Here is a 13294-nt window from a genome sequence, read left to right on the forward strand (position 1 = left end):
GAATTTCCTCTTCCTTAATGACGCCTTGCATAGCGTTGCAAGGCGGTACTGCTTCCAGGCACAAATGTGCTTAGAAATACTGAATGGCGCTGAACCACACGCGCGGATCCTGATGCGGTGCGTCGTTCTGCTCAGTCCCGTGGATGGGCCATGCTGCGGTGACGCTAAGCTGTTGCCCGGCGCCGCGCCAACTGGCGCTAACCCCTGCGGCCGTGAGTGATCGCTGATTGCTTTGCGCGGTCCAGGGCCGCTTGCTGACCGTGATCACGCCCCGGTCGGCGAAGCCGCTCAATTGCACGCCCGGCGCGGCCAGATAGCGCAGCTCGGTGCTGGCCTGCCAGCCCTGGTCGCCGCTGCCGGCGCCCAACGCGTAGGCACGAACACCATTGGGGCCACCGAGGCCAAACTTCTCCGAACTGTCGAGGTTGTTACCCGCCCACTGCGCATTCAATTGGCTGTACAGCTGCCAGCGCGGGCTCAGGTACTGCAAGCGGCCGAGGCTCAGATTGGCGCGTGTGAAATGTCCCGCGGCGCCGGCGCTGAGCCTATCCATGGTGCGGTCGATGGCTTCGCCGATACCCAGGCGCCCCGCGCTGTAGCTGAGCGAGACAAAACTTTGCCCACCGCCCAGCCAGCGATCCTGGCCACTGGCGTTGATGCCCAGGGTCCACAACTCCACATGCTTGGGGCTGCGCAGGTCGAACAGGTCGATATCGTCTTGCAGTTGCTTGTCGTCGAACTGCAATTGCGCGCTGAGGTTGAAAGTGCGGCTGCGAATCAAGGGCTGCAAAGCGAAGAAGCTGCGCACAGTGGCTTGGCCTTTTGCCTCCAGCACTTCTACGTCCTTGCCCAGTTGGTAGCTCATGCGCGAATAGGAAGTGCCAAGGGTGGTCGACCACGGGCCCACGGGCAGGCTGTAGCCGAAGCGGTAGTAACGTTGGTGCTGATCGCTTTGCAGCAGGCGCATGTTGAGGGCATCACCCAGGCGCAGCGGGTTGTTTAAAACCAGGCTGGCGCCAAGGCGATATTCGCCGGTGTAGCGGTCGCCGTAGTTGTCGGCTTCCAGGGTGCCGGCGTACCAGGGGCCAGGCTCGGCATCGACCACCAGGTCGGTGCTGCCGGGCAGTGATCCGGGGCGCAAGGTGCCTTTTACTTCCACGCCTGGAAGATCGCTGAGCAACAACAGGCTTTGCTCCAGGTCTGCGTCGTAGACCGCCTCACCCGGACGCAATGCCGATAACGGTTGCTGCAACACAGCATCGATCACGCGGGAGCAATTGTTCAACTCGATGCGGCCGTAATGTCCCTCCAGCACCTGGATACGCACGATGCCTTGATCAATGTCCTGGGCGGGCAAAAAAGCCCGCGCCAGTGCATACCCGTGAGCCTGGTAATACTGTGTGATGCGTTGTGCAGCGGCGCGTAGCCCGGCGAGGTCCAATGACTGGTCCGGCAAGTCGGCCAGCAGTTCAAGCAGTTGCTCGCGATTGAAGACCTGGTTGCCGTCGATCACAAAACCTTTCACTTGCAACTGCATACCGCCGCCAGGCGTTGCCTGAGACGGTGCTGAAGGCGGGGGCATGTCCACCTGCACCGGCGCAGAAGGCAGGGGTGCCGGTGCCAGGGATTCGATGTCACGCATCACCTGGCCCGCACTGGGCACTTGTGCCCACGCCGAGGGCACGCCAGAGAGCGCCAGCGCGACACCGACGGCGAGCAAGGGCCTCGTCGCGAAACCGTTAATCATGGTGAATCGGCGCCCGTGCATCGATCATTTCTCCCCTGTCTGCAACAAATTGGTAATGGATAAAAGTGGGTGTCGCCGACGCCCCTGTCAGGGGGAAATCCGCACAGGTAAATGGTGCAATCGTGGCGCTGTCAGCGGTTCCCGGTTCCAGGTGCAGCGCCGTGAGCGAGACAAAAAACGGTGCCTTATTGCAGGCTTCAAGGGCTTTGCGGTGTGCTCGCCAGGTCAACTGTCGGCCCGCCTCTTCCGCGCTACCTAACAGCCCCGCCGGCCGGAAAAGCAGCTTCATGCGCAACCGATATGAAAGCCGCAGCAGATGCGTACTGCTTGGCGGCTGCGGTGGCACTTCAAGGAAGTTCAACCAGAACAGCGACTCGCGGTCGGCGGGCAGCGCTTCGCCGGTGTAGCGGACTTCAAGCGCACTGCGCTGCCCAGGGTCCAAGCGCAACAAAGGACTGCTGACCACGAACGGCACGGACAGGCATGAGGGGTCTTGATTGATCTGGCCCCGGTCCAACCAGCTCTGGGCCAGGATCGGCGCTTCGCCGCCATTACTGATTCGTACCGTCAGTGCCCGTGCATCGGCTGCGTAGACGAAGCGTGTTCCCGTCACCGTCAACGCTGCCTGGCTGCTACTGGCATGGGCCCAAATCAGCAGGCACACGGCATAAAGCGACCTCACAACACACGCTCCTTGCCTGCAGGCCGGGCGTCTATGTCGTGACACACCAGATTGAGCAGCTCGAACGCGCTGCCTTCACGGGCGTGGCGCTCGGGCAGCGCATAATCCACTTGGCATTGCTGGTCGGCATCGCTGCCCCACTCCACACGAATCGAGCCGCGACTCTTGTCACTGCGTACCACCAGCCGGCTGCCCTGCCCCACCGCACCAATGACTTGGCCGCTCTGCACATCAATGGCTGAGGCAGCGAACGGCAGGCGCTGACCATTGCTGCGTTGGCTGTCGATCAACAACGGGCGGGATTTACGCGTCGGAAAATCAAGCATCACTACGGCGCCAGCACGGGGGGCGACACTGCGCGAGCTGACTTGAAGTTCGACGTCGTTGGGCACGCCCTGCGGATCGACATCGATCTGGTTGAGCTGATAGGGGCTCAAGCTGGTGATGACCGCGTAACCATCCTTGCCAATGCTCGATCCTGCATAACCGACACTGGCGCCTTCGGCGTCAAGCGCTCTGACCACGCCCACTGTCTCGCCAAGGGTTTGTGCGAACGTCGCGCCGCCCGGGTGCAGGACCACGGCGCCCGATGCACTGAGTGACTGCTGGTGATAATCCGGCCCCTGGGAAAGACTTGCACCGAACGCGCCTTGGGGCAGACGGTAGTTGACGCTGGCATTGCTGGAGGCACCGCGCTGCCGGTCGGCATGGGCGACCGAAACGGCATAAGAGGCATCGCCGCGCTCATTGAAGCCGCCGGATATACCGGTAGACATCTGCCGGCCTGAGCGACGGTCATGGCTGGCATAACTGTTGATCACCGCACCGCCATGACCATCGCGGCCCAAGGGAATCGACAGCGTGAAGGTGAGCTGCGTGTCGTCTTGATCCCCTGCATATCGCAGCCCGCCCGGCGAGGCGCTATGGCTACGCTGAGCCGCAATCGAGTAGAAATTGCCACGCCACTGATTGCTGTAGCCCATGGAGAAACTGAGGGTCCGCCCCCCATGCTGCCAGTACTGGCTTGAGGAACTGTTGAGATAGACGCTGCCTCCATCGGCGCCCAGCCCCTGGCTGATGTTGGCGTCGAACCGCGCGCGTACGCGGGCAAAGTCTGAGGTGCGCCCTGACTCGTTGCGCGTCCGATCCTGAAGCGCTACGGCATCGTGAAGCCCCAAGTACCCTGAGGTTGAATAGCGATAGGCGAGCAACGAAAAATTCGTGTGGCTATTGGGCAGGTTCTTGCTGTACGACAGACGCAAGCTGGAACCCTGTTGAGTCTGCCCTGCGGGGAGTTCGGTGCTGGCTGCGGTGAGGTCGGCGGCGAAACCGCCGAACCGTGTATTAAGCGCCATGCCTGCCAGGCCGGATACATAGCCGGGGGTCAATGCGGTGCCGCCGTAACCGGTCAGGTTGTTGTCCAGCCCGCGTTGCAGGGTGCCTTGCATGACAACTGGCGGTCGGCCACGCAAGCCGGGATCGACCAACTGACCGGCAACCAAGCTGTAGCGTATAGAGCCTGGACGGAGTAACTGCACGGTTGTGGCAAATGGCACGACGAACCCATGTTCGCGACCATCGGCTTCGGTGACTGTCACCCGCAAGTCACCACCAAAACTCGCTGCTTGCAGGTCGGCGATCTCGAAGGAGCCCGGCGCTACGGTTGTTTCATAGACCAGGTAGCCACGCTGATAGACCGAAACCTTGGCATTGGAGGTCGCGGTGCCACGTACCACCGGGGCGTAGTATCGCTGCGTATCAGGCAACATGCGGTCGTCGCTTTCGAGCTGGACGCCGCGAAACGACACCGCATCGAACAACTCACCACTGGTAGTGCTCTCACCGACCAGCAACTGCGACTTCCAGTCCGTGAGGTCGACCTGACCATAAGCGTAACCGCGCTGGTAACGCCCACCCAATGTGGGTGACCAGGTCAGGCTGGCGTTATGCCGCAGCCTGACACCGCCCAGGTTCAGCCCCATGTTCAACCCTGAATAGGCATGCGTGTCGCGGCGCCCTTGGCTCTGAACGCTGAACAGGTTGGCGTCGTAGTTCAGCAAACCGGCTGTTACGCCACTGTCCCAACTGGACGGATCGACATAGGTGCTCGCGGCGGGCCGTTGCAGGTAGTACTGCGCCACAGTGATGTGCAGTTTCTGTTCGGGCAGGTCAACACGGATGGCTGCACCCGGCACGAAACGCTCAAGCTTGTCACAGGTCAGTCCTTGCGGGAGGACCGCGCTCTGTTGATCACTGCCACGCCCTCTGAGACTACGGGTGAGGTCTATACCCAGACGCGTGAGTAAGTCGCCGCTATAGCACGGTTGTGCATCCGCCAGCCCGGCGACCGCCCGTAACTCGATCTCCTGCGTCGCGCGCCATTGACCATTGACCAGAATATCCAAGCGGTAAGATCCCGGAACATTGCGGTCCGGCTGTTCAAAACGGGTGGTGTCAATGGCCATGCCGGACGCTCCTTGCATTAACATCTGTGAATCGAAAATGATCGGCTCATCAAGCTGGCTGGGCGTCATAGGCTCTGCCTTTGGCGAGTCCTGAGCCCATGCTTGAAATTGCCCTCCCAACAAAACGGCAATGAATAAAAACAGTGCCCAGCGACGACGTTCATTCGCCCATGGCATAGCCAGACCACCGAATGTTCTCGGTCGAAATCGAACAGGTAAAAACATAGTCAGTCCCATGCCGCGGCTGTGCGCCGAAACCGGATAGAAGCGCGAGGCCTGCGACGTTATTCGCCTAAGGGCTGCTCATACATCCGCCTTGCGCCATAGTCATTGATGGCTTCGTAACGCACTTTTAGCCGAACAGCGTGGCGGTTAAGGCGGGTTGAGGTTGTGAGCACTGTCTTGCCGAACGGGGCAACCATTCCGGTTTTGACGGGAAACGCCTGGCCATCGTGGTCGACTTCGATATGGCCGAAGGACACGTAATACGGCGTCGGATTCGCCACCTCGAGGTTCGTCGCCCCCGTGCTTTTGGGCGCCGCCACAAGCGTCCATTTGAGCTGCTCGGGAGCAGCGTCTACGCCCGATGCAAGCGCAGTCGGACGGTAAAGCAGCTTGAGTCGCGTCCTGAAGGCAAACTGCAACACCGCATCATCCGAAGCTCTGCGCGGCGGAGTTTCCAGCACATTGAGCCAGAACAGCGATTCGCGGTCGGCGACAGCGATGGATTGGGTACGACTGATCCTCAACACCGCTCCACCACTGGGGTCAATCCGGCTGACAGCAGGCGCGACAACAAAGGGAACCTGAACATCCTCAGGGGCCATCTCTGCATGCCCATCATCCACCCAGCTTTGCACCAGTACCGGCTCACGACTTGAATTTGCCAGCCTGACCGTAACGTCATCCACATTGGCAGGGAAAATCACTCGAGTGCCTTGCACCACAATGGCTGCCTGGGACGCCTGCACAAACAGCCCGAGGAACACAGCGCCGAAGGCGAGAGAAAACGTACGCGTTATCGGCGCCATGAACCACCTCCTGCATCGTCAGCGGTTATTGATAGGCCAGCGTGTAGCGCACGAACGAAATGCCAGAACCCGGAGTGACAACAGGCGCGGTCGATACGTAAGACGCCTTGTAGGACAGGGTCGCAGTATTGCCTTTGACCACTGCCACCTGAGGCGTTGTTTCCCTTTGGCCCAGCTGGATTTTCTTGCCATTGGCCGTATCGTTGAATACTTGAATCTGCACGCCTGTTGCAGGTGCACTGCCGATCAGCTTGAGATTGCCGGTAACCGAATCGATGTTTTCAACTTGATCGAAATCGATCGAAACCTTGGCGTCGTTAGTGCATTGCGCACCCGACAATTGCAGCTTGAACGGCACAAACGGTGACGCGCTGCCTATCGCGGCGAATGTACCTGGCGCGATCCGCCCCAGTTCCACATTTGTCACGTTGCCGTCCCCTGGCGCCTGGCCGTTAATGTCGCAAGTCACATCTGTGATGCTTCCTGAAAAGTTCACAATCCCATCCGCCGCATAGGTCAGCGAAGGCGCAACTAAAGCACATAGAAAACTGGTTACAACCAGCTTTTTCAACGAGAAATTTTTCACATCATATCCTTATCAATTAAGTTCACGACCATGCAAATAGCAAGTGCAACGCACGATGGTGCGACCACTTAGTTATATGCCTACCGACATCTACCGGAAGACCAGAGCAACGATACAGGAAGCCCGTTCTATTTCTTTATAGATCATTCCTACAAGGACTAAGGACATTTCGCATAGACGATATTTTCTTGCCAATGTCTCTAAAACCACATTTAAGTTAGTGGCACCTTCATCGCATGAGACCTGTATCACTTGCGATGAACTTGGCCCTGCGTAAGCAGTTGGAACGTTACCCTAAAAGGATTTTACGGATGAGCACCATTGTCATCGCCGACAACCATGCGCTGATGCGTTATTCGATCAAGAGGCTACTGGAACAAAACGGCCACACCGTCGTCGCCGAAACTGGGAATGGACAGGAAACCCTGTATATGGCGAACAAACTTGAGCCGAACCTGCTCATCCTGGAACTCGAGCTGCCAGAAATGCATGGGTTGGACGTCATCTCTTTACTGACCCTGGGTAAGTGTTCAAGCAAAATACTCGCGCTCACTGCCTATGATGCGGAGAATTATTTGATCCGCTGTTTAAAAGCCGGCGCCTCGGGCTTTGTCTCAAAAACTGCTGAGCTGAGTGAAATACAAAGCGCTGTAAAAGCGCTGCTAAGAGGTAAGTACTACTTTCCACATGTCACACAAAGAATGGCACAAGCGATTAAGCATACTTATTTATCACATACACCAAAGCCAATAAAACTCACAAGGCGCGAAACCGATATCTTGGAGCTTCTGGCAAAGGGCTATAACAACCAAGAGATCGCCAAGCTCTTGATGATCAGCCATAAGACTGCAAGCGCTTACAAGCTTAGATTATTTCATAAATTCAATACTTCCCACCTGCTTGGCATGATTGACGCAGCGCGTCGGGGAGGTCACATCGCGGGGAGTTTAACGGTCTTATAACAGCGAAACTGCGGTCAGTATTTATCCACTTGAAACCGCTCATATCTGAACTGAACCGGCAGTTCATTTCACGATGCGCAGATATTAGTTTCAACCGGTTAATGATGTAAACACCGTCCCGACTAACGCGTTTCAAGTGATTCCGTTATCCGACATCATGCAAAGCAACGAAAGACCCCAAAGCGCCTACCCCCCAAATCGCAGGCAAAAAAAAGCCACTCGTTAGAGTGGCTTTTTCATTAATGCTTGGAGCGGGAAACGAGTTTCTTACTAAACGTCTATCCCTTTGAAAACGTTGAGTTCTTAAGTTTTACAACGCTTTCTATGGACAGAATCATGGACTACTTCTTTGAGCATGACAAGCCTGTGAATCGCGCTAACCAACGAGCTAAGCCTGAGCCTCTTGTGCCTTTATTACATACCGGAAACTTAGAGCAACCCCAGAGCTGCCCACCCGCATGTTGAATCGCCCCGGACTCTCTAGGCACCTTGCAAGCTCATTGCGTAACGCTTTTCAAACTCTACCGGTGACAGCTGATTGTCGAAACCAAGGCGGCGTTTTACGTTGTAGAACATCTCGATGTAATCGAACACATCACTACGAGCATCTTCCCGCGTGATGTAGATTTTTCGCTTGATCCGTTCCCGTTTCAAAAGCTGGAAAAAACTCTCGGCCACGGCGTTATCATGACAATTGCCTCGGCGACTCATGCAGGCAACCAAATTGTTTGCACTCAAAAGCTGCGCCAATCGGAGCTGCTGTACTGGCTGCCCTAGTCGGAATGAACCATCACCTCCTGCTTCGGTTTACACCTCCAAACCGCCATCAACAACGCATCAATAGCCAAATCACTGGTCGTCTGCGCCTTCATTGACCAGCCAGCGACCTGACGAGAAAACATATCCGGCACCACCGCCAAATACAACCGGCCTTCATACGTACGAATGTAGGTGATGTCGGTGACCCAAACCCTGTTGGGTTCCACGACATAGAACTGGCGCTTCAACAAATTGGGTGAGGCGACCGCTGACTTACCGCCGTACTTTCCAGGGCCGCGTCGATAACCTGTTTGAGAGCGCAGCCCTCCACGACGCATCAGCCTCGCCACACGATGCCGACCACAGTCTTCACCGACCTCGCGCAGATCGTTATGGATTTTGCGATAGCCATAAATGCCGCCACTTTCCAGCCATGAATGCTTGACCAAACCCAGCAATCGTTACTCGTCCTTGGCGCGCGCCGGATCGGTGAATCCCGGCTACTACCGGCTACATCCACCACTTGGCCCCACACGCCAAAGCGATGAACGCAAGCACCCCGAGCAGCCACCAGAACAGGGTGCGCCTACGCACAGGCGAAACCGTAGGTAAGTATTCAGCAGGCGCCTCAGGTGACGGGGCAATCGGCTCAGTCACCACGGGCACCAAAGGCGCCAACGCGGGCGGCGGGCTGGTGACCGGCGGCGGCCCATCGGGTTCGGTACGACGCGCTAGGCGCTGCATCAAGCCACCAAGCTGCTGACTTAGCGCCAGCAGCGTGACCGGAGGCTCCTGCCTCTGGCTAACCAGTAGCCTTGCCAGCCTCTCCAGCTCCTTGTCCAGATGGGCCAGCGCGGGTAATGCCAAGCGTGTGATTGCCAGGCTGCGCAGTACCCTCTGCCATTGGGCGAACAGCCAACCCAGGATCTCCAGGCGTGCTGACACCCTGGGTGGCCACAGGCCGGATTCGACGCGGCAAACTGCATCGATCATCATCACACCCTGGGTCATGCCGTCCACCCCCCGTAGATGACTGCAAGCCAGGGCAAAACAGGCGGTGGTTTGCAGGTCGGCGCCATTTTTTTCGAACAGGTCCAGGCTTAATTGCTCCACCTGGGCCCAGTCCACATCCGGACAGGCCGGATGCGTCAACTTGGCCAGCTCATTACGCAGCAAGGCACACTCACGCAAGCCACTCGGGTCGCCGCCAATGCGCACCTGGTTTTCTAATAACGCCGTCATTGCGTTTCCTTCAGGGTTCATGGGTTCGACAGATAATTTTGTCGCCGCAAGTGGCGTACCAGCACCTTGCCCTCGGGCGCCAGCGTGGCGCCAAAGGTCACCTGCTCACCCGCTTTGAGCTGGACATCGAGGGCATATTCCAGATGGCCCGGCAGCGTCTGCGGCAACAGGTCGACCTTGACCGCCGCCAAGCGTGGCTCGTACTTGAGCAACGTGTGCATCAGGGTGTTCATCAGCGCGTGCGCCGTGGCGGGCAGGCCTTGCAGAATCTGGCCCATGTCCGGCAAGCCGTAATCGGGCAAATGGCTCAGCGAGCCCGCGCGGCTGTTGAGGATGCGTTGCAGGTTGTCGAGCACCGACAGGGTTTGCTGGTCTTCTTCGCGTACGCGATGCAGGTCTAGCTCACCGTCGAAGTTCTGCAGCAGGATTTCGTAAAGCGAAGGGTTGGATTCGCCCATGGCCTACTCCCCCAGCGCGGCTTGCAAGGTCAGGCGGTTGTTGCCCAGTTCGATCACTCGCGCGCGGTCCGGGTCCAACTCTTCGCGGGGCAGGGTCAGGCGCCAGGTGTTGTCACGGGTATCCGGGTTGCGGAACAACGCCACCACCGTGACGAATTTCGCATCCTTGTGCAGCGGCATGTTCAGTTGCGCGCCCTCTCCCGGCTTGACCACTTGGGCGCGCTGGTCCAACAGGTCGGCACGCAGCAGCTCATCGGCATCGCCCAGCACACGTTCATAGGTCGCCTTGTTGATCAGCGTGTCGTCGCGCAACTGATACACCCGCACCAGGGTCGGCACCGACAGGCCACTCATGTCGGTCACGTCAGTGTTCATCGCCGCCCGGCCGGTAAAGTCCAGGTGCAGGGTGGTCACTTGCTTGTAGAAGATCGACTGGGTCGTGGACACGGTGGCGTCAGTGACCTTCTGGGTCAGCCCACAGCCGCCCAGCAGTGCCCCGAGCACCGCCACTGTTACTGTATTAAAAACGGTACGCGACATGCTGTGCCTCTCTGAACTGGGGGTTACCTTGCAGGCCCTGATAGCGGCCCAGATTGATGGTGATGGTGTCATCTGCACCGGCTTGCCAGGCGGTGCCGCCCAGGCCCAGCACGCCGGTCATGCCCAACAGCACTGGCGGGCCGCCCAACACGGGTTTGGGCAAGCTGCGCACCGGCAGCGACAACTGCAACTTCGCGGTGCAACGCCAGCCCAGGTACACCCGCAATAACACCAACAGGTCCGTGTACAACTGGCCGCCTGGCAGCCAGCCGTGGGCCTCGTCCAGGTCTTCGGTGAACAGCGCCAGGTGCAATTGGCTGTTGGCATCAAAGCCGGCACTGCCCAGCGGCGTGCCCTGGGACAAACTCACCGGGCGGCTGGCGCACAGGCTGGCCGGCTGCGCCAAGGGGATTTTGCGCGGCCAGTGCGGGGTTATCTTGGGTTGGGTGTTGGGGGCCAGCAACTTGACCAGCGCAGCGATGCCTTCCGCGTTGCGGGTCGGCAGGCGCATCACGCCCAGCAACGCGAGAAAACGCGAAATCGGCGTGGCCACCTGTTGCGCCGTACCGGGAATGCCCAGGCCCACCAGCCCCAGCAAGCATTGCGAAGTGGCATCGCGGCCACCGCTCTCGAACGTCGCCGGGTAAGAGTATTTGCGCCAGATTCGGTAGAACTGGGTAAAGATCCGGTGGTTGAAGATATCCAGGAATGCCTCCAGGGCTTCATGGCCTTCGCGACGCTGAGCGATGTCGTCAAGAAAGGTCGTCGGCATTGGCGAATCGACGCCGTACAACCCCAACAAACGCGTACGCACCGTGGCCGGGCGCTCGGGATGGCGTTCATCGGTTTCGATTGCCCGCAGCTCCCCGGCAGGAAAGCCCATGCCGGGGTCGGGACGAAAGCGCACCGGGTCATCCGCCGGGTGGGCGGTGCTGCCCAACAAGGGGTGACCGGGCAACGCCTGTTCCAGCAACTGGCAGAACCGGTACAGGTTGGCCTCCGCGACCCGCCCGCCCAGTGCATCCAGCAGACCGGAGGCTTTCAGCCGGGAATACGCTGACTGTGGTTCTCGTTCCATCGCAGGCACTTTCCAGTAGGTTGCAGGATCAGCGTGAGCTGGTTGAATAAATGAATGTCGGCATACAGGCCAAAGAAGCGGTGGAGCATTTCACCGAACAGGCTGATATCGCCCTCCCCCGAAAACCCGTTGGCATCCAGGGTGACTTCGATGTCTACACCGCGCAGTAAAAAGCCCTTTTCAAAACGCTGAACCAGATGGTGGCGAACATCGACAATCGCCTCCAGGCGCCGACGGTTCAGCTCGCTGCCAGTCCAGTCGTACAGTGCCAACGTGCCGCGCAATACCTCGGCACTGTCGAGCATCGGCAGGAAGTTGGAGCCCAGGTGGCTGAGTACCCGCCAATGGAAACGATCCCGGTTGGGCGGGTACTGCGGCAGGCTCGGCGCACACAGGTTGCGTACCTGCAGGCCGGCCTGGGTCGATTGCACGGCGGTGTCGAGCAAGGTGCTTTGCAACGCTTTGCGCGGCAACAGGCCGTTGGTGCCGGTCAGACGCAGGGACAGGCTTTCGGTGGTGTTCAAGCGGTCTGCGTCGAAGCCCTCGCCCCCCAGGATCAGCCAGGTGTCGTGCAGGCCCTTGGCCGAGCGCTTCAAGCGGGTGTGGAAGTAGCGTTCCGGCGCGTCGTCGCGCAGCATCCCGCCCTTGTGGCGGAAGCTGGTGAACGGCACATAGTCATGGCGTTCGGCGTTTTTCGACGAGGTGACCCGGTCGACCGAATAGATCTCCGTATGGCCGTCCTGCAAACGCATCGGCCGCAGCAGGTAGTCAGTCTGCAACGGTGCCAGGGTCAAGGGGTCGGCTTCCAGCGGGAACAGGTTGATTACCGGCACCGCGTGCAGGCGAATATGCTCGTGGTTGAGGCTGAATTCGTGGGGCCAGGCCTCGCGCAGTACCACGTCCAATTCGAACCATGGCGTGCCGCCAGCCAACTCCAGGCGCTCCAGCCCGCACAGGGTCACGAACATGAACTTCTCGCGGAAGGTGAAATATTCCAGCAGCAACTGATAACCGCTGAAGGCGCTGTCGCCCTTGGGCCACAGGCGGTCTTCATCGGCAAAGCCCTTGGGCGCAAAATGCGCCTGCAGCGCCTGGCGCTCGGTTTGCCCTGGCAGGCGCGCATACACGGCCTGGGTGTTCAAGGTCAGCGCCTGATGCAAGGCGCTGGCCAGCGGCGCGTCGGCATTGAGGTACAGCGGCAGGCGGCTCAGGTCGATCTCGCCCCAGTCGGTCAAGGCGCCGCAGGCAAAGCGCAGGCGCAACACCGAACGGCCGTCCGGCTCGTAGGCCAGGCGCACCTGCTCCAGCGCCAAAGGTTGCAGGGTCAGCGCCTGGGTGGTGGTGTAGCAGCAGCGTGTACCTTGCGCACCGATGGGTTGGGACAACACCTCGAAGCCTTTCGCGATCGGTTCGCTGTGCTTCATTTGCTTGAGGTCCGGCGCCAACTCGATGATCGACAGCGACGGAATGGTGCGCAAGTAGTGCGGCCACAGCAGGCTGACCAGCCCTTCGGTCAGTTCCGGCAAGTCATCATCGAGCTTTTCGCGCAGGCGCCCCATCAGGAACGCGAAGCCCTCGAACAGGCGCTCTACGTAAGGGTCCTGGGCGCCGGGTTTATCCAGGTTGAGTTGCGCCGCCCGGTCGGGGAACGCCTGCGCGAACTCCTTGCCGGCTTCGCGCAGGTAGCGCATCTCGGCGTCAAAGTAACGCAGTGTCAAATTATCCATGCTCACACAAACACTCC

11 protein-coding genes and 1 pseudogene are annotated in these 13294 nt (G+C 59.2%); 1 reads left to right on the plus strand and 11 read right to left on the minus strand.

Annotated features, from left to right (window positions below; genetic code table 11):
* Positions 1-70: 70 nt before the first annotated feature.
* From QMK52_RS24175 to QMK52_RS24195, 5 genes are all read right to left on the minus strand, one after another.
* A complete protein-coding gene (locus QMK52_RS24175; RefSeq protein WP_320403555.1) occupies positions 71-1747 on the minus strand; it encodes a ShlB/FhaC/HecB family hemolysin secretion/activation protein in 1677 nt (558 codons plus the stop codon).
* Entirely contained in the window at positions 1740-2429 is a 690-nt protein-coding gene (locus QMK52_RS24180) for a molecular chaperone (protein WP_242462655.1), read from the minus strand. The genes QMK52_RS24175 and QMK52_RS24180 overlap by 8 nt, the downstream gene beginning before the upstream one ends.
* A complete protein-coding gene (locus tag QMK52_RS24185) occupies positions 2426-4963 on the minus strand; it encodes a fimbria/pilus outer membrane usher protein (RefSeq protein WP_194440432.1) in 2538 nt (845 codons plus the stop codon). The genes QMK52_RS24180 and QMK52_RS24185 overlap by 4 nt, the downstream gene beginning before the upstream one ends.
* A 215-nt stretch (positions 4964-5178) precedes the next feature.
* Complete coding sequence (locus QMK52_RS24190; protein ID WP_194440431.1) at positions 5179-5925, minus strand: molecular chaperone; 747 nt, start codon at positions 5923-5925, stop codon at positions 5179-5181.
* A 25-nt stretch (positions 5926-5950) separates the two neighbouring features.
* Positions 5951-6511 carry a fimbrial protein gene (locus tag QMK52_RS24195; RefSeq protein WP_194440430.1) on the minus strand — a complete coding sequence of 187 codons (561 nt, stop codon included), beginning with the start codon at positions 6509-6511 and terminating at the stop codon, positions 5951-5953.
* 311 nt (positions 6512-6822) lie between these two features.
* Here QMK52_RS24195 and QMK52_RS24200 point away from each other — a divergent pair, with 311 nt between their 5' ends.
* Positions 6823-7473 carry a response regulator transcription factor gene (locus tag QMK52_RS24200; protein WP_194440429.1) on the plus strand — a complete coding sequence of 217 codons (651 nt, stop codon included), beginning with the start codon at positions 6823-6825 and terminating at the stop codon, positions 7471-7473.
* A 480-nt stretch (positions 7474-7953) separates the two neighbouring features.
* Here the strand turns inward: QMK52_RS24200 and QMK52_RS24205 are convergent.
* From QMK52_RS24205 to tssF, 6 genes and pseudogenes are all read right to left on the minus strand, one after another.
* Positions 7954-8693, minus strand: a pseudogene (locus QMK52_RS24205) (IS3 family transposase); the annotation flags it as partial.
* 49 nt (positions 8694-8742) lie between these two features.
* Positions 8743-9474 carry a type VI secretion system ImpA family N-terminal domain-containing protein gene (locus tag QMK52_RS24210; protein WP_164366045.1) on the minus strand — a complete coding sequence of 244 codons (732 nt, stop codon included), beginning with the start codon at positions 9472-9474 and terminating at the stop codon, positions 8743-8745.
* A gap of 17 nt (positions 9475-9491) precedes the next feature.
* Positions 9492-9932 (minus strand): type VI secretion system baseplate subunit TssE, encoded by a 441-nt coding sequence (gene tssE, locus QMK52_RS24215; RefSeq protein WP_122735743.1) that lies wholly within the window; start codon positions 9930-9932, stop codon positions 9492-9494.
* A gap of 3 nt (positions 9933-9935) precedes the next feature.
* Complete coding sequence (tssJ, locus tag QMK52_RS24220) at positions 9936-10472, minus strand: type VI secretion system lipoprotein TssJ (protein ID WP_320403556.1); 537 nt, start codon at positions 10470-10472, stop codon at positions 9936-9938.
* On the minus strand, positions 10453-11550 hold the full coding sequence (gene tssG / locus QMK52_RS24225) for a type VI secretion system baseplate subunit TssG (RefSeq protein WP_320403557.1): 1098 nt from the start codon (positions 11548-11550) through the stop codon (positions 10453-10455). The genes tssJ and tssG overlap by 20 nt, the downstream gene beginning before the upstream one ends.
* Positions 11514-13283 carry a type VI secretion system baseplate subunit TssF gene (tssF, locus tag QMK52_RS24230; RefSeq protein ID WP_122735749.1) on the minus strand — a complete coding sequence of 590 codons (1770 nt, stop codon included), beginning with the start codon at positions 13281-13283 and terminating at the stop codon, positions 11514-11516. Before tssF ends, tssG begins: the two co-directional genes overlap by 37 nt.
* Positions 13284-13294 lie beyond the last annotated feature (11 nt).

Source organism: Pseudomonas sp. P9_2, assembly GCF_034008255.1.
GTDB lineage: Bacteria > Pseudomonadota > Gammaproteobacteria > Pseudomonadales > Pseudomonadaceae > Aquipseudomonas > Aquipseudomonas synxantha_A.